25 protein-coding genes, 2 pseudogenes and 1 riboswitch are annotated in these 25,127 nt (G+C 47.1%); of the genes and pseudogenes, 15 read left to right on the top strand and 12 right to left on the bottom strand.

Translation table 11 applies throughout. The features are described from left to right. The first annotated feature begins 42 nt into the window (after positions 1 to 42). From thrC to BP97_RS0103770, 6 genes are all read left to right on the top strand, one after another. Complete coding sequence (gene thrC, locus BP97_RS0103795; protein ID WP_028547909.1) at positions 43 to 1,326, top strand: threonine synthase; 1,284 nt, start codon at positions 43 to 45, stop codon at positions 1,324 to 1,326. A 78-nt stretch (positions 1,327 to 1,404) separates the two neighbouring features. Continuing rightward, a complete protein-coding gene (locus BP97_RS0103790; RefSeq protein ID WP_028547908.1) occupies positions 1,405 to 1,707 on the top strand; it encodes a heme biosynthesis protein HemY in 303 nt (100 codons plus the stop codon). A gap of 34 nt (positions 1,708 to 1,741) precedes the next feature. Beyond that, a complete protein-coding gene (locus BP97_RS0103785; RefSeq protein WP_028547907.1) occupies positions 1,742 to 1,963 on the top strand; it encodes a YuzB family protein in 222 nt (73 codons plus the stop codon). Positions 1,964 to 2,115: 152 nt separating this feature from the next. Beyond that, the gene (locus BP97_RS0103780; RefSeq protein ID WP_028547906.1) at positions 2,116 to 3,603 is read left to right on the top strand and encodes an esterase-like activity of phytase family protein; all 1,488 of its coding nucleotides are present in this window, start codon (positions 2,116 to 2,118) and stop codon (positions 3,601 to 3,603) included. 146 nt (positions 3,604 to 3,749) lie between these two features. Continuing rightward, a complete protein-coding gene (locus BP97_RS0103775) occupies positions 3,750 to 4,964 on the top strand; it encodes an MDR family MFS transporter (RefSeq protein ID WP_028547905.1) in 1,215 nt (404 codons plus the stop codon). A gap of 91 nt (positions 4,965 to 5,055) precedes the next feature. Continuing rightward, positions 5,056 to 5,142, top strand: a riboswitch (cyclic di-GMP riboswitch). 57 nt (positions 5,143 to 5,199) lie between these two features. Further along, a complete protein-coding gene (locus BP97_RS0103770; RefSeq protein WP_231506206.1) occupies positions 5,200 to 5,544 on the top strand; it encodes a hypothetical protein in 345 nt (114 codons plus the stop codon). Between the two features lie 117 nt (positions 5,545 to 5,661). On the opposite strand, the gene BP97_RS0103765 is transcribed toward BP97_RS0103770, so the two are convergent. After that, positions 5,662 to 6,552 (bottom strand): LysR family transcriptional regulator, encoded by an 891-nt coding sequence (locus BP97_RS0103765; RefSeq protein WP_028547903.1) that lies wholly within the window; start codon positions 6,550 to 6,552, stop codon positions 5,662 to 5,664. Positions 6,553 to 6,666: 114 nt separating this feature from the next. On the opposite strand from BP97_RS0103765, the gene BP97_RS0103760 reads away from it, so the two are divergent. Then, positions 6,667 to 7,950, top strand: a complete 1,284-nt coding sequence (locus tag BP97_RS0103760; RefSeq protein WP_028547902.1) for an adenylosuccinate synthase — start codon at positions 6,667 to 6,669, stop codon at positions 7,948 to 7,950. Between the two features lie 268 nt (positions 7,951 to 8,218). Here the strand turns inward: BP97_RS0103760 and BP97_RS41670 are convergent. After that, positions 8,219 to 8,422: pseudogene (locus tag BP97_RS41670) on the bottom strand (response regulator transcription factor); the annotation flags it as partial. Between the two features lie 89 nt (positions 8,423 to 8,511). Next, positions 8,512 to 8,752: pseudogene (locus BP97_RS41665) on the bottom strand (response regulator); the annotation flags it as partial. Between the two features lie 24 nt (positions 8,753 to 8,776). On the opposite strand from BP97_RS41665, the gene BP97_RS40095 reads away from it, so the two are divergent. Further along, complete coding sequence (locus BP97_RS40095; protein ID WP_156043136.1) at positions 8,777 to 8,917, top strand: hypothetical protein; 141 nt, start codon at positions 8,777 to 8,779, stop codon at positions 8,915 to 8,917. Positions 8,918 to 8,956: 39 nt separating this feature from the next. Continuing rightward, positions 8,957 to 9,055, top strand: coding sequence for a hypothetical protein (locus BP97_RS41660; protein WP_442952347.1), 99 nt, complete (start codon positions 8,957 to 8,959; stop codon positions 9,053 to 9,055). Here the strand turns inward: BP97_RS41660 and BP97_RS0103745 are convergent. Then, entirely contained in the window at positions 9,025 to 10,200 is a 1,176-nt protein-coding gene (locus tag BP97_RS0103745; RefSeq protein WP_028547901.1) for a THUMP domain-containing class I SAM-dependent RNA methyltransferase, read from the bottom strand. The two genes, BP97_RS41660 and BP97_RS0103745, sit on opposite strands and share 31 nt — an antisense overlap. Before the next feature lie 164 nt (positions 10,201 to 10,364). Between BP97_RS0103745 and BP97_RS0103740 the strand changes: the two genes are divergently transcribed. Further along, on the top strand, positions 10,365 to 11,000 hold the full coding sequence (locus tag BP97_RS0103740) for an O-methyltransferase (RefSeq protein WP_028547900.1): 636 nt from the start codon (positions 10,365 to 10,367) through the stop codon (positions 10,998 to 11,000). A gap of 81 nt (positions 11,001 to 11,081) precedes the next feature. On the opposite strand, the gene BP97_RS0103735 is transcribed toward BP97_RS0103740, so the two are convergent. Both BP97_RS0103735 and BP97_RS0103730 read right to left on the bottom strand, forming a co-directional pair. After that, positions 11,082 to 11,264, bottom strand: coding sequence for a hypothetical protein (locus BP97_RS0103735; protein WP_028547899.1), 183 nt, complete (start codon positions 11,262 to 11,264; stop codon positions 11,082 to 11,084). 33 nt (positions 11,265 to 11,297) lie between these two features. Further along, positions 11,298 to 12,512, bottom strand: coding sequence for an MFS transporter (locus BP97_RS0103730; RefSeq protein ID WP_028547898.1), 1,215 nt, complete (start codon positions 12,510 to 12,512; stop codon positions 11,298 to 11,300). Between the two features lie 322 nt (positions 12,513 to 12,834). Between BP97_RS0103730 and BP97_RS0103725 the strand changes: the two genes are divergently transcribed. The 3 genes from BP97_RS0103725 to BP97_RS0103715 all read left to right on the top strand — a co-directional run bounded on the left by BP97_RS0103725 (position 12,835) and on the right by BP97_RS0103715 (position 17,264). Further along, positions 12,835 to 14,439 carry a CapA family protein gene (locus BP97_RS0103725; protein WP_231506205.1) on the top strand — a complete coding sequence of 535 codons (1,605 nt, stop codon included), beginning with the start codon at positions 12,835 to 12,837 and terminating at the stop codon, positions 14,437 to 14,439. Positions 14,440 to 14,594: 155 nt separating this feature from the next. Beyond that, on the top strand, positions 14,595 to 15,224 hold the full coding sequence (locus BP97_RS0103720) for a fumarylacetoacetate hydrolase family protein (protein ID WP_036745522.1): 630 nt from the start codon (positions 14,595 to 14,597) through the stop codon (positions 15,222 to 15,224). A 72-nt stretch (positions 15,225 to 15,296) separates the two neighbouring features. Continuing rightward, positions 15,297 to 17,264: an ATP-dependent DNA helicase gene (locus BP97_RS0103715; RefSeq protein WP_028547895.1), complete on the top strand. Its 1,968-nt coding sequence runs from the start codon at positions 15,297 to 15,299 to the stop codon at positions 17,262 to 17,264. A gap of 35 nt (positions 17,265 to 17,299) precedes the next feature. On the opposite strand, the gene BP97_RS0103710 is transcribed toward BP97_RS0103715, so the two are convergent. Next, positions 17,300 to 18,475, bottom strand: a complete 1,176-nt coding sequence (locus BP97_RS0103710; protein ID WP_231506204.1) for an HD domain-containing phosphohydrolase — start codon at positions 18,473 to 18,475, stop codon at positions 17,300 to 17,302. A gap of 139 nt (positions 18,476 to 18,614) precedes the next feature. Between BP97_RS0103710 and BP97_RS0103705 the strand changes: the two genes are divergently transcribed. Beyond that, positions 18,615 to 19,442, top strand: a complete 828-nt coding sequence (locus BP97_RS0103705; protein WP_036745465.1) for a DUF92 domain-containing protein — start codon at positions 18,615 to 18,617, stop codon at positions 19,440 to 19,442. A 41-nt stretch (positions 19,443 to 19,483) separates the two neighbouring features. Beyond that, positions 19,484 to 19,609 carry a hypothetical protein gene (locus BP97_RS41380; protein ID WP_269321899.1) on the top strand — a complete coding sequence of 42 codons (126 nt, stop codon included), beginning with the start codon at positions 19,484 to 19,486 and terminating at the stop codon, positions 19,607 to 19,609. A 96-nt stretch (positions 19,610 to 19,705) separates the two neighbouring features. Here the strand turns inward: BP97_RS41380 and BP97_RS35160 are convergent, their stop codons facing one another. The 5 genes from BP97_RS35160 to BP97_RS0103675 form a co-directional block, all read right to left on the bottom strand. Beyond that, positions 19,706 to 21,037, bottom strand: a complete 1,332-nt coding sequence (locus tag BP97_RS35160; RefSeq protein ID WP_051620343.1) for a sensor domain-containing diguanylate cyclase — start codon at positions 21,035 to 21,037, stop codon at positions 19,706 to 19,708. Between the two features lie 161 nt (positions 21,038 to 21,198). Then, a complete protein-coding gene (locus BP97_RS35155) occupies positions 21,199 to 21,525 on the bottom strand; it encodes a LapA family protein (RefSeq protein ID WP_051620342.1) in 327 nt (108 codons plus the stop codon). A gap of 106 nt (positions 21,526 to 21,631) precedes the next feature. Continuing rightward, positions 21,632 to 23,422 (bottom strand): oligoendopeptidase F, encoded by a 1,791-nt coding sequence (pepF, locus tag BP97_RS0103685; RefSeq protein WP_028547892.1) that lies wholly within the window; start codon positions 23,420 to 23,422, stop codon positions 21,632 to 21,634. 246 nt (positions 23,423 to 23,668) lie between these two features. Further along, positions 23,669 to 23,848, bottom strand: a complete 180-nt coding sequence (locus BP97_RS39520; RefSeq protein WP_081823918.1) for a hypothetical protein — start codon at positions 23,846 to 23,848, stop codon at positions 23,669 to 23,671. A 278-nt stretch (positions 23,849 to 24,126) separates the two neighbouring features. Continuing rightward, a complete protein-coding gene (locus BP97_RS0103675; RefSeq protein ID WP_028547891.1) occupies positions 24,127 to 24,924 on the bottom strand; it encodes a TerC family protein in 798 nt (265 codons plus the stop codon). Positions 24,925 to 25,127: the final 203 nt, after the last annotated feature.

Below are 25,127 nucleotides of genomic sequence, written 5' to 3'. Positions count from 1 at the left end.
ATGGTAAGCAAATAAAACTCAATTTTAAAGGCGGTGCTTACCATGCGGTTTCAATGTACGGATTGCGGAGCCGAGCTGACTGTCGAGCAAGCTCGGAATCCTTATATTTGCTCATGCGGAGGCTTACTGGATATCCTGCATGATTTTAGGGCTGTCGACAGCGAACGTTTAAAGAGAGAGTTCGACAGCCGGCTGTCGGAACGTATGACTCCTTATGCGAGCGGAGTATGGCGTTATAAGGAGTTGATTCATCCGCTGCTGCCTGAAGAGTACATCGCTACGAAGTATGAGGGAAACACCGGATTATATGCTTCCTCGGCTGTAGCTGCATATGCGGGGATACGAGAGCTGAAGCTTAAAGCGCAAAGTGAAAATCCGAGTGGTTCTTTCAAAGATAATGGCATGACGGTGGCGGTATCCCACGGACGATATCTCGGCTATACGAAATTTACATGTACCTCGACAGGGAACACTTCCTCTTCATTGGCTATGTACGCTGCGCTGTCCGGCTGTTCTTCCTTCGTATTTCTTCCTGAGCATGGCATCTCGATGAACAAAGTACTGCAGACATTGGCCTATGGTGCTCATTTGCTTTCTTTTCCAGGCACTTATGATGACGGCATTCGTTTTAGTGAGTCATACAGCGAGGCGATGGGCTTATATGTGTGCAATTCCATGAATCCTTTCCGGATCGAGGGGCAAAAAAGCATCATATATGAAATCGCCCATCAGCTTCGTTGGCAGCTGCCGGATTGGATCGTTGTTCCCGGAGGAGCATTGAGCAATGCCACGGCTTTAGGAAAAGGGCTCAAGGATTTGCATGAACTAGGCTTCATCGATAAGCTGCCCAATGTAGCCATAGTACAAGCGGAAGGGGCGAGTCCGTTCCATGCAATGATGGAGGCAGGCCATAACATACTGAAGCCGGAGTCTAATCCTTCCACAAGGGCTACGGCGCTCAATATAGGCAATCCGCCCAGCTGGAAAAAAGCGCTGCAATATACGATGAAGCCTAACCGCAGTGTCACGGTTTCCGTAACGGATACGGAAATTATGGATGCCAAGGCACAGGTGGATCGGGGCGGAATCGGGTGTGAGCCGGCGTCTGCCGCATCGGTTGCCGGTCTTCGTAAGCTGGTACGCCAAGGTGTCATAGATAAAGAATCAACGGCGGTTTGCATATTGACGGGCCATTTGCTGAAAGACACAGATGCGATTCATGAATATCATCTTGATACGGATACGAAAGGAACGTTTGCCAGCGTATTCCAGAACTCCAAGCTTGAATGGTCCAAGATTCGCCAATTCGTCGAAGCGGCGCGATAAAACGACATAATCAGGTTGCTTTCCCGGACAGGTTTCTTTACAATAAGGAGAAAACAATCAGTAGGAGATGTCATACAGATGAACTGCAAAATTTCGCGTAACGCTGCCAAAATGCTTTTGGCTGAAATGGAAAAAGAAGAAAACAAAGATTTAAAGCTGCGCATTTACATTACGCACAGCCATGGCGACCATGCTCACTATGGTATGAGCCTGGATACCCCAACGGACAAGGATGAAGTAGTAAGCACGGACAAAAATATCGACGTCATTTTGGAAAAAGGCCAGCCGCTGTTGGACGGCGTGCGGATCGATTATTTCTATACGCCGGAAGAAGGCTTTGCTGTAACCAATCCTAGCAAGGGCAACCACGGCGACCACTAAGCCGTCTGCGGTTACGAAAGGATTTGGTTTACCCATGGCGAACGATATTCGCGTTTGCGATAAATGCAAGCATATGAAAATGAAAACGGCTGTACCCAAGCTTCAGAAGTTAGCACCCGATGCGGATATAAAAGTTGCGTGCAAATCGTACTGCGGGCCTTGCTCCAGATTTGCATTCATTTTTATTAATGGTCGTTATGTTACAGGAGCTACGGAAGACGAGGCTATTGAGAAAGCCAAGAAATACGTGAAATAATATATCGCTGTTTCATTCTAAGAGCGTTTAGCCGGTGCTAAGCGTTCTTTCTTTTTTTCTTTACAATAACTTAAATTCGCTTTCATATTCCGTAAACAAATCGATTCTATACTTGAAAAGTGAGTTGATGCTGAATCGTACGGAGGAGTTTTATGAAAAAATGGTTGAGAAAGAGAAAATGGATGATCGCGATGCTGGCTGTATTCGCTTTAATGGGAACACAAGCCGCGGGCGCAGCACAAAATGCGTTGGAAGCGGTAGCGGTGAAGTTTAATATTATTTCCAATGGCAAGGCAGTAAAGCTGGATAAAGATCCTGTCGTCATCGACGGAAGCACATACGTACCGCTGCGCGCGCTTAGTGAAGCGCTTGGAAAGCAAGTGGAGTGGAATGAGGCGACTCAGACCATTCAATTGAAGGAACAGCCTAAAGTAGAGGCAATTCATGAATGGAAAAATCCACCTGAGCTTACGGCGGGAATTAAAGAAGGCGGCTTCTCCGGACTTCTCCATATGCCTAACGATCCTGCTGATGTTTTCTATACTTTGGCAGACCGCGGCCCCAACGGTGAATTCGGAAAGGACAAGCTGCGGACGTTTCCTAACGATACTTATGTTCCTCGCCTATACAAAATTAAAGCTGCGAATGGCAGCATAGAAGTGCTTGAGACGATCAAGCTGCATCTGCCGGCAGGCAAAACAGATCTGTATTCCAAAACGGCTGATTTGACCGGAATGCCGAATTTGGAAGGAAGCGATGAGGTTCCGTATGATGGTTCCGGAACGAAGAAGCTGGGTTACGATCCTGACGGCTTGGATCTTGAGGGGATTGCTTACAGCCCAAGTGACGATACATTCTGGTTATCCGATGAGTACCGTCCTTCCATCCTGCAAGTGAAGCGGGACGGAACGGTGATTGGCCGCTATGTGCCGCAAGGAGCAAAAGAAAAGCTAGTAGCAGCAGGCGCCCAGACCGAGATCTATGATACATTGCCGGCTGTGTACAACAACCGCATCGCCAATCGGGGCTTTGAGGGCGTGACGATCTCGCGAGACGGGAAGTATCTATACACTTCGATTCAAAGTCCTATGGCAGTACCGGATAAAAAGACGGGTGAAGACTCCCGCAATCTGCGTATTCTAAAAATGGATCTTGCTACTAAGAAAGTAATCGGTGAGTATGTATATGTCGCAGAAAATGCATCCAGCTTTAAAAATGTAAAACAAAAAGACGTTGTCATCAGCGATTTGGCTGCATTGAGTGCTGATGTCTTGTTGGTCGACGAGCGTGATAAAAATGCGGGAGAAGAAGCACAGCTCAAACGCATTTACAAAGTCGATTTCTCTAAGGCGACCAATCTGTTAGGCACGGAAGCAAGCGATGATTTGGAAAAACTGACGGCAGCTCAGCTGAAGGACAAAGGTATTGTTCCTGTGCCGAAGGAAATGGTTGTCGATGTAGCCAAGCTAGGCTATCTCCATGAAAAATTAGAAGGCTTAACAGTAGTTGATAAAAATACGATTGCCGTTGTTAACGATAATGATTTTGGTGTCGACGGTTATGATGACCAGGGTAAATTGAAGCTGAATCAAAATCTGAGTCAAATGTATATGATAAAAGTGAGTGAAGATTTGAAATAATACGCTTTTGCCTGGAGGGCTTTCATTACGATGAAGGCTCTCTATTTTTTGTCTACAGACAGAAAGGGGGTTTTGAAGTATAATGGGTAAATCTTTTATTTACCATTGGTTGAAAAAGATAGAATGACTGCAAAGGTGTGCGCTGCATGCAACGTTTACTTAACTTTTTCCGTGAGTATCACCCCATTGTTCATGTACTTCTTTTCGGAACCGTATTAGCCCGTACGGCCTCTTCTATGAGCATGCCATTTCTAGCAATCTACTTATCAAAGGATTCTCAGCTTAGTCCTGTATTAATAGGCATGATTATCGGACTCGGTCCGCTAGCTTCCACGATAGGAGGATTTGTCGGCGGGGCTATGTCGGACAGGCTGGGACGCAAAACCATTATGTTGGCCGCGCTGATTGGTTGGGTGTTCGTATTCTTAGGCTTTGCCATGGTGAAGTCGCCCGTAGCTTTCATGCTGCTCAATATGCTTAACGGACTTTGCCGTTCCTTATATGAACCGGTATCCCAGGCTTTAATGGCGGATGTAACCGTAAAGGAGAAGCGTTTGAAAGTATTTTCCTTGCGCTACATTGCCATTAATGTTGGTGTTTCGGTAGGGCCGCTGCTAGGTGCTTTTTTCGGTACGATGGAAGCTTGGCTGCCATTTATGATCACAGGCTTTATTTACCTGCTATACGCTATAGGTCTGCTGGTGCTGCTGCACCGGTTCGGCATTACAAAGATCGAAGGCGAGAAACGCAGCGGCGTGACCCTCTTGTCAGCTTGGAACATAGTGAGAAGAGATAGAGTGTTCCGTTATTACATTGGCGGCGCTATAATGGGGGCCATTGGGTATTCGCAAATGACAGTAACCTTATCGCAATATATTGAAAAAAGTGTTGTCGGCGGCGCCACTTTATTCGCTATGCTGATGAGTTTAAATGCCATTGTAGTCGTGTTGCTTCAAGTCCCGCTGTCGAGGATGTTTGAACGATGGGGTCCCATGGTAGCGATTGCGGTTGGTAATGTCATGTTTGCCTTGGGAGATATCGGTTTTGCGTTCTCAGTTGGATGGATCAGCTTTATGGTTTCCATGTTCTTTTTCACGCTGGGCGAAATATTAAATTATCCGCAGGCTAATGTACTAGTGGATCGTCTAGCTCCGGAAGGGATGAGAGGAACCTATTTTGGAGCTCAATCGTTTAACAATTTGGGACATTTTATAGGACCGTTGGTCGGGGGTATTCTTCTTACCCATTGGGGAGGGCCTGGCTTATTCGTGACGATGGCTGTTATTACACTGTTCGGGACCTTATTTTACCGCAGAGGAGAATTTATTTATAAATTAGGTCTAAAGTCTGTAGAAAAGTAATGAAAATAGGAAATTAAGAGTATGTATTCCTTAGGGCCTATCTTATATGCTAGTGTTGTCGTATTTTGTTACACGAACTGAGAGATTTCGAACTCGATAAGGGCAAAGCAGGTGAAAGCTTGTGACGCAAAGCTATAGGGGCTACGAATCGGTAGGTTCTTGCCAGCCAGCTGCCGAAGGAACGGTGTTACGCATATATAGCGGACTCCTGCCTAGGCGAAGAGGAGTCTTTTTGATGTGTTTTGGTACGAAATATTTGGGGGTTGGAGGATCGTATCGGATGTCGGGTGAAGAACGGGAGTTTATGACAAAGCAAGGCTTTTTTACGAAATTGGGAAGCAATTTGATCGGGGTGTATTTGTCGAATGAGGGTCCCAAGATGTTCATTAATCAAGAAGTGTTCGAGCTTCATAATCCGTGCTGGGATGTGGAGATGGTCATGGGTAAAAACAGTCATCTGTTAACCTTCTATTGGCGTGGAGAAGTGAAGTTTTCATTTCGGTGTGATTTTGTGAACGATTTATTTTTAAGCTTGTATGATTATTTGAGCTGTAGGCTGGAAGCAAGACGGCTGGCTTAAGTAAGAAAAGGAACCTGTACTTGGTTCTTTCAGTATAAAACTTGCTAGTATTAAGGGCAATGAAAGGCATGCTCCGCTGCGAAAATGCAGTGAAGCATGCTTTTTTGTGTTCACCAGCTATTGCGATTCCTGTAAACAAATATCAAGCATCGTTTTAGCGGCAAACGATAGTGGGACATCCTTCAGTGTCACTATACCTATATGTCGTGGAGGAATACGGGGCTCGAGTCTTAAGGGAATCAGCTCTCCAGTGTTCAGCTCGTCGCTTATGAATTGCTCGGTCACACAGGAGATACCGAGTCCCGTCTTGGCGAACTGGATAAGCAAATCCATGCTGCCGAGCTCGAATTCAGGGGTCAAACGAACTTGCTGACTCAGGAAATATCGATCCGTATATTGACGGATGGTGCTATCCCTCTCAAGCATGATGAGTGGAAGAAGTGCCAGCTCGGCAGGCGTGAGGGGTTTATCCTTCAGTTCCTTATAGGTCGCACCGCCTACAAAGATATCGTGCAGCGGCTTCCAGGTATGGATGTTCAATTGATTATCCTGTACAGGGAGATTGACGACGCCGAAATCGATTTTCCCTTCCTTTAACAGCTTGATAGTTTCCTGAGAGGTGCGGTTTGTAACATGCATCTTAACTTCAGGATATTTACGGTGGAAGGTTTCGAGGTAGGGCATTAATACATGTTTGCATACAGTATCGTTAGCTCCGATATGAACGACCCCTCCCAGCATTTGATGCATTTCGGTCAGCTTACGGCCACCCTCCGCAAGAAGCTGGAAAGCCTGCTCTACGTAGCGCAGCAGCACTTCACCCTCAACGGTCAGCTTGACTCCCCGGGAGGTTCGGAAAAATAACGGTCCGCCCAGCTGTTCCTCCAACTGCTTGATCGAATGGCTAACTGCGGGCTGAGTGATAAAAAGAGCTTCGGACGCTCTGGAGAAGCTCCCTGCTTTTGCAACGGCTAGAAATACTTTGAATGCATCCAAGTTATAATCCATCTATTATCTCCGTTTATATTAGATATTCATATTATTCATTTTATTTATATCATAACACATCCTATAATGACGTTGTAAGTAAATGAACTGAAGGAGCGGATACATTTGAATGGAATGGTAACGGCGGTCGTAGGAGCGAATTGGGGAGATGAAGGGAAAGGGAAAGTAACGGATTTGCTGGCATCCAGTGCGGACGTTGTGGTTCGGTTTCAAGGAGGCAACAATGCTGGGCATACCATCATCAACGAATACGGCAAATTCGTGCTGCATATGCTGCCCTCGGGTGTTTTCCATGAGAAGGTCATCAATGTAATAGGGCCGGGAGCGGCACTAAATGTGAACGGGCTCGTTCAAGAATACGAGAAGCTGATTGCGGGCAATGTTCCTGCTCCTCAGGTTCGGATATCGGATCGTGCCCAAGTCGTGCTGCCTTACCATATGCTGTTCGATGCTTTGGAGGAAGAGAGGCTCGGCAGCAGGCAATTCGGTTCAACGAAGTCCGGCATTGCGCCTTTCTATGCGGATAAATATTTGAAAATAGGCATTCAGGTAGCCGATTTATACAATCGGAAACAGCTGCTGGACAGATTGACTCAAGCTTTGGAATCGAAGAATATTTTAATGGAACATCTGTACAACAAGGAAGCGCTTGTAGTAGAACAGATCTTGGAGCAGCTGCTTCAAGAAGGCGAGTCTATTCGACCGTTTGTATGTGACACGACATCATTGCTCCATCAAATGCTGCGCGAAGGTAAGTCTATTTTGATCGAGGGGCAGCTCGGTGCACTGCGCGATCCGGATCACGGCATTTATCCTTACTCCACTTCGTCGTCGACCTTAGCCGGCTTTGCCCCTGTAGGTGCGGGCGTTCCCCCTTACGCGATCCGCCGCATTATTGCTGTAGCCAAAGCCTATTCCAGCTGTGTTGGCGCAGGTCCATTCGTTACGGAGCTTATGGGTGAGGAAGGTGAGGAGCTTCGCAGACGCGGTGGCGATGGCGGTGAGTTCGGTTCCAAGACAGGCCGGCCGCGACGCGTAGGTTGGTTTGATGCGGTTGCAACCCGGTACGGCTGCATGGTGCAAGGTGCTACAGAAGTCGCGCTTTCGCTGCTCGATGTATTGAGTTATCTAGAGCGAATCCCTGTTTGTACTGCATATGAGATCCAGGGGGAGCGGATAGATCAGTTTCCAACCACAGGTAGGCTCGAGCAGGCTGTCCCCGTTTATGAATGGCTGCCTGGCTGGAAATGCGACATTAAAGGGATTAAAGAATTTGATCAGCTTCCTGAGGAAGCGAAACAATATGTGCGGTTTCTTGAAAAGCAGATCGGTGTTCCGATTCGTTCGATTTCGAACGGTCCTCGCCGGGAGCATTTCATTGAGCGGCATGAAGGATGAAAAAAGAAAGGACAGCCGATGTGCTGTCCTTTCTTGCTGTTGAGAAAGCAAATTTAAGTTAGAAGAGTAAGCGGTACTCCGGTGGGGTGTCCCCTTCCATCCGCTGTTGTTATCGGGAAATGATATTTATATTTTCAGGGTATTTTCCCGATAACAAAGGCGGCCGCTAACGCTCCTCCAGGGGACACCCCACCTCCAACCTTAGCGACTTTCTAAATTTCTAAGCTTTCTCAAAAGTCCTAAGTAAAGGACAACAATAGGCTGTCCTTTACTTAGGACTAAGCAGCCCAGCCTCGGAAGCCTTCTGAACGGCTTCCTCTCTAGTTCGGACTCCAAGCTTCAGATACGCATTCGAAGCATAATTTCGAACTGTACCATCGGATAAAAACAGCTTCGCAGCGATCAATTTGTAACGAAGTCCTTTGGACAGCCACTGTAATATTTCGATTTCCCTCGAAGTCAAACCGTAATTGGGGACATCCGCTTGCTGCTCCGCTTTGAACGCAGCTTTATTCGTAACCATGGTATGCTCCTCGAACAACTGACTCGAGATGCTCGAATCAATCAAAGTGCCTCCTCGATACACAAGGCGAATTGTTTCTGCAAGTTCACGCGGCTCCAGGGACTTCAACAAGTAGCCTTCAGCCCCGCATCTGAGTACTTCAACGGCTTTGGATGTTTCCTGGAACGTGGTAAGGACCAAGACTCGAATGTCATGCCACTTTTGTTTCAAGATGGAGGTGGCTTCGATCCCATCCGTGTGAGGCATGTTCAAATCCATCAGCACTACTTGAGGATGCAGCTCACGAGAGAAGCTGCAGCTGTTATGATTCAAAATTTAAAACAGGCTCCACCTGCGCTGGGGGTCAAATTAATCGGCGAAACAGACAGCTGGGCGGTTGATGCCATAACAGCGCTTATTGGACAAGGCATTATGGACCCGGATTTACCCATCCAGAGCAAATAGTGTTTTGCCTCTAAGTAAAAAAGACCATTCTCACGTTCAATGAACGGTAGAATGGTCTTTTCGGTCTTTTCGTTAGGAAGAAGAGATACGCTCTTACAATGCGTTGCTTATTTAGATGGATCCGGTTCTTTACCTTGATCCTTGCGCCAGCCGTAAAGACCGCCTTGAGCCAAGTATTGATAAAGGTTGCATTCGATCCTACCGTTAAACAGCTTGCGTTTTTTGTCCGCAGGACGACCCATATAACGCTCCAATTGCTTGTTAGGATTAAGGATAAAGGTCGACCAGGTAGGTAGTTGGGAAGTGATCCCGCCTAACTGCCGCAGCACCTTCTCGACATCACTGGTATCTCCGAGCCTTTCGCCATATGGCGGGTTTGTAATAATGCAGCCGTAATCGCCGCGCGGCCGTGCTTTTGCCACCGGCAGCACCTGCAGGCTCAGCTCCTTCGCCAGCCCTGCCGCCTTGGCGGCGGCAAGCGCAACATCGATCGCTTCGCTATCGATGTCTGAGCCTACAATCTCCAGCGGAACATCGTCCCGCACGAGATCGTAGGCTTCCTCCCGTGCCTCGGCCCATAAGGCTTCAGGCACGATAGGCCACGCCTCTGCGGCGAAGGATCGCCGCAGTCCCGGCGCCAAATTCCACCCGATCATCGCAGCCTCGATCGGAATCGTACCCGACCCGCAGAACGGGTCGTACAGCGGACGTTCCGCCCGCCAGCGGCTCAGCAGAATCATAGCTGCAGCCATTGTTTCCTTGAGCGGGGCTTCCGTCACAAGCTTACGGTAACCGCGCTTATGCAGACCGACACCGGTCGTGTCGAGGGTCAGCGTAGCTATATCGTTCAACAGCGCTACCTCGATGACGTACCGCGCTCCAGTCTCTCGGAACCACTCGGTTTGGTAGCTCTGCTTCATGCTCTCTACAATTGCTTTTTTCACAATGCCTTGACAGGCGGGAACGCTGGACAGCTGGGATTTGTGGGAGCGTCCCTCCACAGGGAACTCTGCATTCTCCGGAATCCAATCCGGCCATGGTAATGCCTTGGTACCCTCGAACAGCTCGTCAAAGGTGAGGGCCTTGAACTGCCCCATCTTGACGAGAACTCGGTCTGCGGTACGCAGCCACAGATTGCAGCGGGCAATAGCAAGCTCGTCTCCGACGAAGGTGACGCGCCCGTTCTCTACTGTAACCTGGTCGTAGCCAAGGTCCCGGACTTCCCGGGCAACAACGGCCTCCAGCCCCATAGGAGCCGTGGCGATCAAATGAATCTCTGACATATCATTTATTCACTCCGTATCTAAGCTAACGTCTAGTGAAGACGCAGTGTGTTTGTCTGTATTGACGCTTCATCTTCAGTTGAAGTCTTTTTGGAAAAGCCATACAATAGTCTAGTATAGGATAAACGTTGCGTTTATACAATGATTCGGGAGGAAATGGCAGTATGGAACAGTCGACGGCGGAGCAGTATGTAGAATCTTTATTGGAACAGGATGAGCAGCTGGAGAAGGTAACACAAAGTATTGCCGATAGTGGCATGAGGGATATATCGGTTGCCAAAGGCTACGGCAAGCTATTGACGCTGCTTGTTAAAATGACAGGTGCGCGCAGTGTAATGGAAATCGGAGCGCTCGGAGGCTACAGCGGCATATGTCTCGCGCGGGGTTTAGGAGAGCAGGGGAGATTGTATTCCTTGGAGCTGAAGCAGGAGTACGCTGACATGGCGTATCGTAATCTGAAGGAAGCAGGACTTGGAGACAAGGTGGAGTACCGGGTAGGTGAAGCTTTGGACAGTTTGTCACAGCTCGAGTCGGAAGGACGCAAGTTTGATCTGTTTTTCATCGATGCGGACAAGGGCAATTATCCGAATTATTTGGAGTGGGCGATCAAGCTGGCTAATCCGGGCGCAATTATTGTCGGGGACAATACTCTGATGCACGGAAGCAGCATGAATCCTGAGGAGAAGGGCAACCGGATTGTTAAGATGCGTCAGTTTAATAAGAGCATCGCCAGCGATCCGCGACTAGAAGGCGTTATTTTGCCAGCCTATGACGGGTTGGCCATCGCAAGAGTTCGCTAAGTCAGAAAAAAATAGCCGCTAATGCTGGCTCCTTCTTGGGGTTCAGCGTTAGCGGCTTTTCTATAAATAGTCGTGTTCAATCTATGACGCTTTTTTAAGTGCAGCTCCGTTACCATGCGGTTTCTGAGGCGCTTCCGTTTCGTGGATGTTTTGATGGTAGACGACTTGCCGGTTCTGATCCCGGATGTCCATTTGGGCCCAATACCAGATCATCAGTTCTGCACATACGATGACGAACAGAACCTTTTTGACACTCACTTTCATTCAGCACCTCCGAAACATAATGGATCATACCGTCTATGGAGATGGCTCTCCAGAGCGGGCCTGGCGGTTAAACAGTGCTTTGCGTACCCATAAAGCGTTGGCGAACAGCAGAACTGCCGCCATAATAAACAGACCTTGAATGTGAATCCATCCGGACAATACGCCGCCGATAACCGGACCAAGCATGTTGCCGAGACTCAAGGCGCTGGTATTAAAGCTGTAAGCGCGACTTTCCATTCCTTTAGGTGAAAAGTTGCTTATTAATGTTTGGACCGAGGGCAGCATACCGCCCATAAATACGCCTAGCATGAACCTTGCAGCAAACAGCTGCCATATGTTCGTGACAAAGGCCTGGGGGATAAAGGAGATTGCCGCACCAACCAGGCAAACTGCCAATATTTTGACGGACCCAATTTTGTCGCTAAGACGGCCCAGCAGCGGCGAGGCAACCATGTTGGAAAACCCGGTGATCGAACCGACCAGTCCCGCGTAAAAGGCTAGCATTTCTCCTTTGCCGTGCAGATCCTGAACAAATAGAGGAATCAAGGTCATAGAGCTTAGCATTGAAAATTGTATGACGAAGGTAACGGCATAAAGGGCAGGCAGTTCTTTCGTTTTATTCAATTCCTTGAAGCCCTCGATGGTGGAAATGTTCGCTTTTTTCTTAGCTGCGGCTGCGTCAAAGTTCTCCTTCACGAGGAACATGGCTAGCAGTGAAGCGCAGAACAACAGCGGTCCTGTGATATAGAAAATAGGTCGAAAACCGACCCATTCGGCTAACAGTCCACCGATAAACGGTCCTAGAATGGAGCCGGCTACCCCGCCCGATTGCAGAGTGCCCATGGCAAAACCGATTTTTTCTTTGGGTGTATTCGTGGACATAAGAGCGACGGCGGCAGGCATAAAGCCTGAAATCACACCGTTCATGATACGGAGCCCGAGAAGCTGCCAAGGGCTTGTTGCAAAGCCCATAAGGGTCATGACGATAGCCATCCCGAAGCCGGAACGCAGCAGCATCACTTTACGCCCGTAGCGGTCCGAGAGTCCTCCCCATAAAGGCTGGAATAAGAAAGATGTAACGAAGTTACCCGCGAATATGAAGCCGGACCACATTGCGATCTGATGTGGATCCGATAAGCCCATTTCTTGGATGTACAACGGTAAAAAAGGGGTAATCATCGTCATACCGCTCATCACCAAAAATTGTCCGATCCATAGTACAATTAAATTAATTTGCCATCTTGCCAAAACGGTTCTCCTCTTTTCCTGCTGTCAATAAATTGCGTCTTGAGTAGAGATTTAGTTAAATAGCAGAGCCTATCATTTATTGTATCACAAGCATGGGAAATATTCACATTTTGTACTTATGTTAACTTGGGCAGGCTTCATTCCGGGGAGAGGCTATATAGGTTATTGGTTCCATGACCCGATCGGGAAGTTTTGGTATAATGGCAGAAGGTCTTCGTTTTCCTGATTTCTGTAGATACTAAAGGACTATTGTCTTTGATGCAGCATCTTTAAAAAGGGGTAGATCATCATAGAAGAATCACGATCCGAAATCCAGCAGGAAGTGAATAACGCAAGTGAAGTGAATGAATCAAATGAATTAAATGAAACCCGCTCTCAAAAACAGCTGGAAGAGAAGAAGAACAACCGTAAAACATGGATCACACTCGGTATTCTCGGCGTGTTGACGCTGGCCTCATTCAGTTATTTAATGAACTGGTTATCCAGCAAAGATACCCCTGAGCTTGCAGGACCTCCAGTTGAAGTATCGCCAAAGGGGTCGGGGGTTTCCTTTGCCACTCAGAATGGAACATCCGTTGGAAATGCCAGTAACGCAGGAACAGACAACACGAATTCTGTGGTTAACAATACGTCAAAAGAGCCTCCAGCAGCAGAAGCCACGGACAACAACAAAGAGAGCGTAAAGCTTACTTTCGTCGGGGATGTCATGTTTGCCAGTAAAGTAGAGGACATTCTGAAGAAGAACGGCTGGGATTACCCTTACCGCTATGTGAAGGATTACTTGTCCAAGGCGGACATCACGGTCGCCAATTTGGAAACCCCGCTCACTGAGCGAGGAAGCGCTCAAACCAAGGATTATGTGTATAGATCTTCCCCGCAAGCTCTTCCGGCACTGCAAGCGGCAGGTATCGATCTGGTGAACACAGCCAATAATCATATTATGGATTATGGTCAAGAAGGGCTACTTGATACGCTGGACGAGTTGGATAAAGCAGGCATGAAGCGAGTCGGAACCGGGCGCAATATCGATGAAGCTTATCAGTCAGTGATTATGGAGCGCAACGGGATCAAAATTGCCTTTCTTGGCTTCAGCCGAGTAGCTGAGAACTCGGATTGGTATGCGGGCAAGAATAAGCCTGGTGTTGCCGAAACCTATAACTCGAAGCTTCCGCTAGAAGCAATCTCCAAAGCTCGTCAAGAGGCTGATTTGGTCGTAGTTATCGCTCATTGGGGCGTGGAGCGCAAAGATCGTCCGGTCAAGGAACAAACCGATCTTGCTCACAAATATATCGATCAGGGGGCTGATCTTGTCGTAGCAAGCCATCCTCATGTTGTGCAGGGCTTCGAACTGTATAAAGGCAAATGGATCGCCTACAGTATGGGCAATTTTATATTTACCACGAATGAGGAGCCGGCCACATGGGAAAGCATGGTTCTGGATGCGGTCTGCACGAAAGAACGGACATGTGAGCTTCAGATGGTGCCGATTCTAACGAAATGGGCGCAGCCTGTAAGAATGACGGAGGAAGACGGAGCCAAGCTGTTTGATAAATTAAGTACTATTTCCATCAACGCTAAGGTAGACAAGGAAGGTAAAATTACCGAAGGTCCTGTTGCTCCGAAGCCAACACCGACCCCTACGCCGACACCAGTTGTGAAAAAGCCGGCAGCGGATACGAAGAAGGAAACGGGAGCTCCATCGCAGAAATCCGGTATAACTTCAGAGACTGGAACGTCGAAGTCCTCCGGAAGCCATTCCGATAATTCGTCCTCTAAGTCAAATGAACCACGGAATACGCCAAAGCCGAGCCCCACATCAACCCCCAAAACCAAGCCGACCCCTACGCCGACCCCGAAACCGACTGCGAAGCCGAAGACCTCGCCCAAACCGTCGCCTACTCCGGACTCGGGCAATAAGCAGGAGTAACGTATGCCTCAAGTGAAGGATATCTTATAAATAGATGCCTTCACTTTTTTCAATGAGGATGAATGAGTGCCTCCTAAATAAGGCTGCCATTGAGATTTTGGCGCTATTCGATTATGCTAAAGAAATGTGACTATATTGAGAGCAAAGGAATGACTATGATGGAATCCATTCGCAATATATACTGCGTCGGCCGCAACTACGGTCTGCATGCTGCAGAATTGGGGAATGAAGTGCCCGATGAACCGATGATTTTTACCAAACCAACTCATGCGCTAGCATCCATACAAGGACAGCCTATTGCACTTCCAGGTGACCGTGGAGAAGTTCACTTTGAAACGGAGCTGGTTCTACACATAGGCGCTGACTACAAGCCAGGAGTAACGGTGGATCAATTGGTCGACAAAATGGCGCTAGGTATTGATTTTACTCTTCGCGATGTGCAATCGGTTATTAAGAAGAAGGGTCAGCCTTGGTTGCCTGCCAAAGGATTTCTGAACTCGGCTGCAGTCACCCAATTTCATAGCTTTCCGGGATTTGACGAAATCAAGAAAACGGAGTTTTCTTTACGTCGCAATGGGGTGGAGGCACAGCGTGGAAATATCAATGATATGATATTTAACCTTCAAGTCATTGTTGATTACATAGCCAAGCATTATGGGCTAGGCATTGGGGATATTATTTATACCGGTACACCGGCAGGGGTTGCAGCCGTGTCATCCGGTGAGCGTATGGAGCTTCTATGGGGCGAAGAGCTGTTCGGAGAATTTACGATTCAATTGGTTTAATAAAGATTAAGGATACGGGAGGGATTCCAGTATCCTTTTTATCATCTTGAACATCATGGGGGCAAATTAACTTTGAAGCGGTATCCTTTTGAATATGACCATTCTCAGCCTTTTATTCAACAGGTGGGGAATTGGATAGCGGATGTATTTTATGATATTTTACCGGAGTCCGGTTTTGAGGTTCGTGATGAACAAATTTATATGGCCTTTCAGCTTGAGAGGGCATTTGCGGAGAAACAGACCATTTTCGCAGAAGCGGGAGTAGGTACGGGCAAAACATTGGTGTACTTGCTATATTCCATATGCTACGCACGATATATGAGAAAGCCAGCAGTTATCGCCTGTGCGGACGAATCGCTGATTGAGCAGCTGGTGAAGCCGGAAGGAGATATCGCCAAGCTGTCGCGTTATTTGGGTATGGCGATTGATGCTAGATTGGGCAAGTCCCCCGATCAGTATGTGTGCCTGGTCAAGCTGGATGAAGCAAGATTAGGACATGAAGACATAGACACCTACGGTGAGGTGTACGAAGAGCTGCCTGAGTTCGTTCATTCTAGTGAGACGTTACAATCGTTCTATGCCTATGGGGACCGGAAAAACTATCCGCAGCTAAACGACCAACAATGGAACAAGATGAACTGGGATTCCTTTCAGGACTGCTTCGTGTGCGATAGACGTCACCGCTGTGGTCAGACGCTTTCACGAGACCATTATCGCAAAGCAGGCGATTTAATCATTTGCTCTCATGATTTCTACATGGAGCATGTGTGGACGTATGAGGGAAGGAAGCGTGAAGGCCAGCTGCCTTTGCTCCCGGAACATTGCGCTGTTGTTTTTGACGAAGGGCATTTACTCGAATCTGCTGCTCAAAAGGCACTGACCTATAAACTGAAGCATGTAGTATTTGAGGAGCTTATTACAAGGCTTCTAAAAGGAGAGGTACGAGAATCGTTGGCTGTATTCATTGATGAAGCTATTATGCAGAGTGAAATGATGTTCGAGGTGCTGGAGAGCCAGAGCAAAGCGATTGTAGGTTCAGAACGAAAGCAGGTTCTATTGAATGATCAGCTGCTTCAAGAAATTAAGAAGTTTCAAAATGTGTTAACAGAGATTGAGGAAGAGCTTGTTTTTGAAAGCGAGCTGTTTACCTTGAATGAATACGAGCTGCGCATTGTTGAAGAGCACTTGGAAATGATGCAAAAGGCGCTTGCTCTATTTCACGGATCTGATAACGTGATCTGCTGGGTAACCGAAAGCGTTAATGGGCTATCTCTGGTGATTATGCCGAGAATGGTCAAAGAAGTGCTGCGTGAGGGAGTATTCAGCTCTCAAATGCCGGTCGTATTTTCTTCTGCTACGTTATCGGTTGACGGTTCTTTTGATTATGTAGCGGACAGTCTGGGCATTGACAAGTATTTGTCTTTTTCTGTGGCTTCGTCCTATGATTATGAGAATCAAATGGAGGTTATCGTGCCCAAATGGTCCTTCAAGGGAACGTTCTCTGAGAAAATGAAGACGGCCGTCCGCTTATTGGTTCAAACGGAAGGAAGAGCCTTGATCCTGTTTCCGACCAAAGATGAGCTGCAGCGATTCAAGAAAGAAATTGTTAATTATCCAGAATGCGGAGGCATGCGTTTCGGATTTGAAGGAGAACAAGAAATTAGCCATCTGATAGCCGCTTTCCAAAATGACGAGCATAGTATCCTGTGCGCGGTCAGCTTATGGGAAGGGTTGGATGTGCCGGGGCCTTCATTATCTAACGTGATTATTTGGTCACTTCCTTTCCCTCCTCAAGATCCGGTCTTTATGGCCAAACGGCAGGCGTCCAGCGCTCCTTTCGATGAGGTTGATTTACCGTATATGCTGCTTCGACTAAAACAAGGAATGGGGCGTTTGATCCGTTCCCGTGAGGACCGTGGCATTATAGCGATTTTCAGCGAGGAGAATCCGGAGCTGGACGCTGTGTGGGAACACATCGCGGCTTTGATGCCGCCGGGAGTGCAATGGAAGGAAACTGTGGAGCCTTCTCTGACGATGTAATAAAACAGCCATGCATTCGCATGGCTGTTTTGTTATTATGTTACGGGCATGGAATCGGAGTAAGCCTCCCGCACTTCCAGCAATCGAGGCAAATGCTCCATGAACGTATCAACAACCCGAGGGTCGAAGTGCTGTCCGCGTTCCTCATGGAACAAGGTAAGAATACGATCAAGCTCCCATGCTTCCTTGTAGACCCGTTGAGTACCCAAGGCATCGAACACATCGGCAATAGCCGTAATTCTGCCGTAAATATGGATTTCCTCGCCCTTCAGCCCAAGAGGATAGCCGGTCCCATTCCACTTTTCATGATGCTGATGTGCTACAATGGCAGCTGTTCTTAAGATTCGCCTGCTGGAGTTTTTGAGCAGCCCATATCCAATCTCGGCATGGGTTTTCATTACGTTGAACTCTTCAACAGTCAGCTTGCCTGGCTTTTTCAATAGCTCGTCGGGTATGGCCACTTTGCCGATATCGTGCATCGGAGAAGCAATTTTCAAAAGCTCGGCCTCCTCTTGACTCATTCCGAGACCGAGGGCTATTATGTATGAATATTCCGCAACGCGCTTCACGTGGTTGCCGGTTTCCTTGGAGCGGCTTTCACCGATTTCTCCCATCATATAAATGATTTCTTTTTGTGTTTCCTCGATTTCATGGGATAGCAGCGCGGACTCGAGCGATTTCCCTGCATAGGATGCCGCCAGAGACAAATATTCAACGTCTTTTTCGGAAAATGCTTCATCCGCGGTCAGCTTATTTACAGCCTGAAACGCTCCCATGATTTCGCCTTCGTTATTGTGAAACGGAATAACCATCAATGATTTGGTGCGGTACCCGGTCTGCTTATCCATGGCTATGGCTCCGCTTAGCAGTACTTCCTTATATTCGACGTTTTCATAGGCGTCATTAATGAAAATAGGTGATCCGGCAGCGATGGAGTGACCGACAAGGCCGGCACTGGCAGGCATTCTAAGCGGTGGGACCCCATGGGCAACCTTGGAATACAACTCATTTTTTTGTTTATCCAGCAGCCACACGGTACACCGATCAGCTAAGATCATTTCTCTTCCCATATCCGCCATCAAGAGAAGCAAATAATCCAAGCGTCGCTCATTTGTTATTTTGGATGCATAGTCAAAAATAATCCGGAGCAGCTGCTGAGGGTCAAGTTCATTTTTCTTTTCGAGCGCTTTCACAGGGTGATCACTATTCACGCTATTATCCTCCCGAAGGGACTCTATTTTTCCAGCTATGAAAATCATATTATAATGACTAAAGATCTGTAAATCATTAGTTTAAAAGAAATGGCTTATGAAATAATTTTTTCGCAGAAAACGATAAGGAGGGGTATGAATGTTGGACTGGGTGATCGGTTTAGTTTGCAGCTTCATTATAGCACTGGCGGCCTACTCCAAAAGATCATTATCCGCATCAGGCGCCGCTGCAGCTATCATCGTTGGGACCATCATGTATGTATTCGGCAGCTTCCCGTGGTTTGGAACGCTGATTGTGTTTTTTATTACTTCCTCACTATTGTCAAAATGGAAGCAGCGCCGTAAGGCTGCCGTAGAACAAAATTATGCGAAAACAGGTCGAAGAGATGCCGGACAAGTATTGGCGAACGGCGGAATCGGCATGCTCCTATGCATAGGGCACAGCTTATGGCCCCATCCGTTCTGGTGGGCTGCATATATAGGTATCATGGCGACAGTCAATGCAGATACGTGGGCGACGGAAATCGGAGGGCTTAGCCGATCACTGCCCAGATCCATAGTTAATGGCCGCAGGGTCCCGGCAGGAACCTCAGGAGGCGTAACTTGGCTTGGGCTAGCAGCTTCTTTGGCTGGAGGCATTGTGATTGGCATTTCTGCCTGGGCATTGCTCTATCTCCAGCATGGAGGAGAGCAAAGTTCTGTTGAAGGGGCGGTATCGTGGTGGGGGATACTGCTTCTTGGCGCATGCGGTGGGTTAGCGGGCTCATTAATTGATTCATGGTTAGGGGCTGTTTGTCAGGTTATGTATCGGTGCAAGGTGTGCGGCAAGGAGATAGAGAAGAGTCTACACTGCCAAACGCAGGCGGAACGGATTCGGGGAGCTTCGTTTATGACGAATGATGCTGTCAATATGATAAGCTCCTTCTTGGGAGGAGCGATCTGTATTGCTTTGTACAGGCTGCTCTAGACCACCCTTTAATTCCTTTTATTTAGCGGGAATATGCTTTCTTGAAAAACCAAATCAATATTCCAAGTATTGAGAAGACAGCGACAATAGCGACGACCCAAATGACCGTTATAATCATTTTGACTTCCTCCGTTCAAATGTCTGATGAGAGCAGCTTGAATCGATAGGCTGCTCTTTACAGTTTGCGTCATTTGTGGGAAAAGAAATCACAAAAAATGAAACCAAAAAGCCGCTGATCCATTTGAACCTGCGGCTAAGTTGGATTATTCATCCCGGTGATACAGTCTGACAACATTTCTACCCTCCTGCTTGGCTTGATATAATGCCTTGTCTGCACGGAGGAACAGCTCGCTCGGTTCGGTGTCATGATTAGGGATCATGGTCGCTGTACCGGAGCTAATTGTAATATAGGGTGAGTGCTCAGAGCGGGTATGAGGAATTTGCAGCAGTTCCACTTGCTCCCGAAGATGCTCGGCAACGGTCCGGGCTCCTAGGGCATCAGTAGAGGGAAGAATGATGACGAATTCTTCTCCGCCGTAACGCGCTATGAAATCACCCGGCCGCTTGGCCGCTTTTTTTAATGACTCGGCAACTCGCTTTAGGCAAAAATCCCCTTCAATATGTCCGTATGAATCGTTATATCGTTTGAAGAAATCAATATCGACCAGAATAAGCGATAAAGGAGTGGACATTCGGCTTCCTTGCTTCCATTCCTTCAACAAGCATTCGTCAAAACCGCGTCGATTCGCTACGCCGGTTAAAGCATCAACGGTCGATATTTTTTGCAGCAGCTCGTTCGTTTCACGGAGCTGCTTTTCCACATGCTTGCGTGCAGTTATATCTCTGGAAACCGTAATGACTTCTTTATTCAATCCGCTGTTATCAAGAATCGTCCGTGCCGTCGTTTCAAACCAGATATAAGTCCCATCCTTTTTGCGAATACGGTAGGAGCCTAAATCGATACGCACGTCGTTTAAACTTTTTTCTGTAAGCTCGTCTGCAAATCGAAAATCATCCGGATGCAGCATAGCAAAGACGTTGCTGCCGATCAATGCTTCCGGCTCATAGCCTAACAATGTTTTGGTGGCTGGTGAGACATATAGGTAGGTTCCGTCCATGGCAATTCTTGAGATCATATCCGTAGAGTTTTCCGTAATCATCCTGTACATTTCTTCGCTCTCGCGCAATGCTATTTCGTTGTTTTTGCTCATCGTAATATTACGAAAATAAGTAGTAAACATCTGCCTTCCAGGATAGGTGCGAACCTCGAACCACTTGTTAAGCGGAGCGAACCATAGTTCAAACGTTTGTGGGGTCTGGGTTGTCACAGCTGCTAAATAATAATCATACAGAGGAGTTCCAGATGATTCGGGAAAACAGGTCCAAATCGAAGCGCCCAGCAAGTCTGTGCGGCTTCGTTCTAACAAGCTCTCAGCCGTACTGTTCAAGTAGGTGAAACGTCCGAAGTCATCCAAACAGAAAATACCGTCTGTAATATTCTCCAATATATCCGATAGAAAAGGGGTGGATGTATGGTTCATCTCGCTGATGGTGTAAGGCTGCTGCTCTTCGACTTCCTTCAACGGTTCTAACATATGGAGGAGTCCTTCCTGCATATTGTGCAATAATTGGTAGCATGGTTTAGCTTTATTGTAATGAATGATAGAGGATAGATCAATGAAAAATTGGAAAAAAACGGACTTATTTTAACCATTCCCCAAAAGTCTCAATAAACTAATCAGAAATATTGGTATTGCTATGGCCCGGTCTGGGTTGGAGGTGTAGTTAGTGGTGGCTCCGTAACTGCCGGACTATTGGTATTCTCAGCTGATCCCATTTTAAGCTCCTGCAGCTGCTTCTCCAGCTGTTTGATGGATCTTGTCAGCTTGTACTGACGGATTAGGCCAATCAGACCTACTATCAGGCCCCCAAGTAGAGTTGAGCTAAGGATAACGAGAATAAGCGGAATATCGGCTTGAGTGAATAGAAACTGAACCCGAACAGGTTCGACATTGATAACGGCAAATATAGCAGTAATCAGGGCAAATAATAAGATGAAAATAAACATCCATTGCGCTTTCATATATTGGACCCCCTCCTCTAGGATGGACTGATGAAGAACAGATTAAAATTGTAATAACAAACAAGGCTGCCAACATGAATCATGTCCGCAGCCTTGCAGTACAACGTTACTTGGCCAGCTGTTCCATCTGCTCAAGCAAGTCCTTGAATACATCCATAGCTTGTTGAATAGGCTCCGGAGTCGACATATCCACGCCAGCACGTTTCAAAATGTTGATGGAGTAGTCGCTGCCTCCGCTCTTCAGGAAGCCGAGATAGCGGTCCACTGCCGGCTGTCCCTCTTCAAGGATTTGTTTGGCGAAGCTGGTTGCCGCCGAAAAACCGGTAGCATATTTATACACGTAGAAGCTGTTATAGAAATGGGGGATACGGGCCCATTCCATCTCGATGTCTTTATCGACCACCATATCTTTGCCGTAGTAAAGAACGTTAAGGTCGTAATAAATTTTACTGAAATCCTGCGGAGTAAGGGATTCGCCTTGCTCTGCTTTTTCATGAATGATTTTCTCGAATTCGGCGAACATGGTTTGACGGAACACGGTCGTTCTGAACTGATCCATGTAATAGGTCAGCAAATACATTTTTTCCTTCGGATCGGTTGATTTCTTGAGCAAATAATCCATAAGGAGCGCCTCGTTAAGGGTTGAAGCAACCTCCGCCAAGAAAATCGTATATTGAGCATAGCGGTATTCCTGATTGGCATCGGATAAGTACGAATGAATCGCATGACCCATCTCATGGGTGAGGGTAAACATGCTGTTCAAGTTATCCTTATGGTTCAGCAGAACATAAGGATGCGTACCGTAGGCGCCCCAGCTGTAAGCACCGTTACGTTTGCCTTCATTCTCGTAAATATCAATCCAACTGTCTTTAAAGCCTTCACTCAATATGTTGAGGTAATCCTGACCAAGCGGCTTCAAGCTTTCCTTAACGGTTGCTTGCGCCTGCTCGTATGTAATGTCCATTTTATATTCGTCCACCAATGGAGCAAAAAGGTCATACATATGCAGCTCGTCGACCTTAAGTAGCTTTCTGCGAAGCTCCATGTACCGGTACATTAACGGCAGCGATTGATGGATTGTATCAATCAGATTGGTGTACACTTCTTTATTAATATTGTCACCGTAAAGGGACATTTCCAAAGTCGAAGGATACTTGCGCACCTTGGAATAAAAAATATTTTTCGTTACATTCGCAGCTAGCGTTGCTCCAATTGTGTTTTTGTTCTTACCGTAAGTCGCATACATCGCTTGAAAAGCATCCTTACGCACTTCACGGTTACGGCTTTCAAGAAATTGTATATAGCGGCCGTGCGTTAGTTCAACTTCTTCCCCTTGCTCGTTCTTCACTTTAGGAAATTTCAAGTCAGCATTATTTAACATGCCGTAGATCGTATTTGGAGCTTGAGATAAATTGCCCACTTGAGCAAGCAGTGCTTCCTCCGATTTGGAGAGTACATGCTGCTTCTCGCGAATCATTTCATCCAAAGTACGTTTGTAGAACTTAAGCTCTGGATTGTTGATCAGTTTATGCAGCTCATCGTCTGATAAGCTTAAGATTTCGGGAGAGATGAAGGATAAGGCCTCGCCGGTTTCTACACTTAATCGTTTGGCTTTATCGGATAATGCTTGATACGTGGAATCAGCAGTATCCTCGTGATGCTTCATGTTAGCGTAAACGTAGAGTCGTTCCATATGTAACGAGATAGAGTCTTCCAGCTCAAAGCATTGCTTGATAGCGGCAGGATCCTTTAATTTGCCTTGAAAAGCGCCTGCTTTTTGCAAGGCTTCCTTGACCTCTTGGTACTCTTTGTCCCACGCTTGCTGGTTGGGGAACAAGTCTTCCAGTTGCCAGCGATGCTCGGCAGGTACGTCATTTCTCTTAAGTACTTGATTCATGGGAGCCCTCCTCGTAATTTTGGATGGTTTAGTTGAGCCGTCTGCCGGCAAAGGAGCTGAAAGCACCGTTCCGGCAAACAGGATACCTGTCATGACTAACGGAAAAAAACGCATAGTGCTCACGCCCCTGCAATTTTTTTCCTAGTATGACCGGATTGTAGATATATTATAAGAGAATCTTTAATCGAAGTAAAACAGGTTGTATGTCCTACTGGAGGAGAAAAAACTCTTCTCCTGGACCAACGGTTAGTGCAAGCTGAAGAAGCTGTAGACAATCAGCGAGAAAGAGAAAGCCACCATGACGAGAGCAAGGATGGCAAGAGGACGCTTGATGCCGCTAGGTAAAGTTTCTCTTTTCATAATTAAGATTAGGGCGAAGCAGAAGGATACGATGATGAAAGTAAGGATAGAAGTTGAATTGCTCATGTAAAAATCACCTCATCTGACGGCGGATCGGTTTAGTATGTCCAAGTAGTAAAAAGGACTGTGTTACAACCAATTCGACGCGCTGCACATAAATCCTGTTTTTGGGTTTAATAGGGGGAGAGGAAGGAACAGGTTTTCCTCCAAGATCATTCTACGGGCTCGGGAGGGAAAACAGAACTGCTCGTAGTCATTAGATCGTGCCTGGTAACAATGAAAAAACTCCCCAATCTCTCAGAGCCTTAATGCAGGTGAGAGAGTAGGGAGTCAAATAGCTGAAATTAACCGTTGGACTTTACAAGAACCAAACGTCCTTTTTCATCGCGTCTTGCGAGGAAGCTGTCATCTGGATGAATATCGGCTTCTTCCACAAGCTCTTGAGGAATGGTCAAGTGTCCATTGTCATTGATTGATACGAAAAAACCGAACAGCTTTTTCCACAACCCGGCGATCATAACCCCGGCGACTACGACTACCACTAATAACCATTTTACAATAGGATTGGCTTCGAACCAGGTATGAACCATAGGGTCTTCTGTCAGCATTTTACCGGCAGTGAAGGCCAGGATACCTGCGCCGATATACATAATCCATGGGAATTTCTCCATCCAGCGGATGAACAACGTGCTGCCCCATACCATAATGGGAACACTGATCAACAAGCCAATTACGACTAACAAAAAGCTTCCGTGAGAAGCGCCGGCAACAGCCATGACATTGTCAAAGCCCATTACCGCATCGGCGATAATAATCGTTTGAATAGCGGGCCATAGATTTGTTTTCGCTTGAATGTCGTGATCTTTTTTATCTACCAGAAGCTTATAGGCAATCCATATCAGGACGACGCCGCCAATCAGCAGCAGGGCCGGCAGCTTCAGCAGCCAGACAACAATCAGTGTGGCAACTGCGCGAATGACGATAGCCCCGACAGTACCCCAAATAATTGCTTTCTTCTGATGCTCCTTGGGTAAATTTCTTGCTGCAAGTCCGATAACGATGGCATTGTCACCTGCTAATACCAGGTCGATCAAAATAATGCTTAATAATGCCGTGAAAAATGTCGGGTCTAACCACTCCATGTCCAATCCGCTCCTTCGTTAGTTGGTTTACATAAAGAAGACCTCTACCGTACGCGGTAAAGGTCTTAAGTAAACACAAAAGACCTCTACCGTATAGGCAAAGGTCTTGCTAACAACGTTTCGTTGCCAATAAAGCCGGGGTTTGCACCCGAACTGACGACTTTACTGTGACAGCTACTCCCCTTTGGAGGACGTCCTATGTA

The organism is Paenibacillus sp. UNC451MF (genome assembly GCF_000686845.1).
Lineage (GTDB): Bacteria > Bacillota > Bacilli > Paenibacillales > NBRC-103111 > Paenibacillus_S.
The sequence above is the reverse complement of the archived record's forward strand: the minus strand, read 5'-3'. Positions and strand labels throughout refer to the sequence as shown.

Bases quoted from the DNA above. Each gene is read 5' to 3' on its own strand.
- thrC (WP_028547909.1), top strand. From the start codon at position 43: ATGCGGTTTCAATGTACGGATTGCGGAGCCGAGCTGACTGTCGAGCAA.
- BP97_RS0103790 (WP_028547908.1), top strand. From the start codon at position 1,405: ATGAACTGCAAAATTTCGCGTAACGCTGCCAAAATGCTTTTGGCTGAA.
- BP97_RS0103785 (WP_028547907.1), top strand. From the start codon at position 1,742: ATGGCGAACGATATTCGCGTTTGCGATAAATGCAAGCATATGAAAATG.
- BP97_RS0103780 (WP_028547906.1), top strand. From the start codon at position 2,116: ATGAAAAAATGGTTGAGAAAGAGAAAATGGATGATCGCGATGCTGGCT.
- BP97_RS0103775 (WP_028547905.1), top strand. From the start codon at position 3,750: ATGCAACGTTTACTTAACTTTTTCCGTGAGTATCACCCCATTGTTCAT.
- BP97_RS0103770 (WP_231506206.1), top strand. From the start codon at position 5,200: ATGTGTTTTGGTACGAAATATTTGGGGGTTGGAGGATCGTATCGGATG.
- BP97_RS0103765 (WP_028547903.1), bottom strand. From the start codon at position 6,552: ATGGATTATAACTTGGATGCATTCAAAGTATTTCTAGCCGTTGCAAAA.
- BP97_RS0103760 (WP_028547902.1), top strand. From the start codon at position 6,667: ATGGTAACGGCGGTCGTAGGAGCGAATTGGGGAGATGAAGGGAAAGGG.
- BP97_RS40095 (WP_156043136.1), top strand. From the start codon at position 8,777: ATGATTCAAAATTTAAAACAGGCTCCACCTGCGCTGGGGGTCAAATTA.
- BP97_RS41660 (WP_442952347.1), top strand. From the start codon at position 8,957: ATGAACGGTAGAATGGTCTTTTCGGTCTTTTCGTTAGGAAGAAGAGAT.
- BP97_RS0103745 (WP_028547901.1), bottom strand. From the start codon at position 10,200: ATGTCAGAGATTCATTTGATCGCCACGGCTCCTATGGGGCTGGAGGCC.
- BP97_RS0103740 (WP_028547900.1), top strand. From the start codon at position 10,365: ATGGAACAGTCGACGGCGGAGCAGTATGTAGAATCTTTATTGGAACAG.
- BP97_RS0103735 (WP_028547899.1), bottom strand. From the start codon at position 11,264: ATGAAAGTGAGTGTCAAAAAGGTTCTGTTCGTCATCGTATGTGCAGAA.
- BP97_RS0103720 (WP_036745522.1), top strand. From the start codon at position 14,595: ATGATGGAATCCATTCGCAATATATACTGCGTCGGCCGCAACTACGGT.
- BP97_RS0103705 (WP_036745465.1), top strand. From the start codon at position 18,615: ATGTTGGACTGGGTGATCGGTTTAGTTTGCAGCTTCATTATAGCACTG.
- BP97_RS35160 (WP_051620343.1), bottom strand. From the start codon at position 21,037: ATGTTAGAACCGTTGAAGGAAGTCGAAGAGCAGCAGCCTTACACCATC.
- BP97_RS35155 (WP_051620342.1), bottom strand. From the start codon at position 21,525: ATGAAAGCGCAATGGATGTTTATTTTCATCTTATTATTTGCCCTGATT.
- pepF (WP_028547892.1), bottom strand. From the start codon at position 23,422: ATGAATCAAGTACTTAAGAGAAATGACGTACCTGCCGAGCATCGCTGG.
- BP97_RS39520 (WP_081823918.1), bottom strand. From the start codon at position 23,848: ATGAGCAATTCAACTTCTATCCTTACTTTCATCATCGTATCCTTCTGC.
- BP97_RS0103675 (WP_028547891.1), bottom strand. From the start codon at position 24,924: ATGGAGTGGTTAGACCCGACATTTTTCACGGCATTATTAAGCATTATT.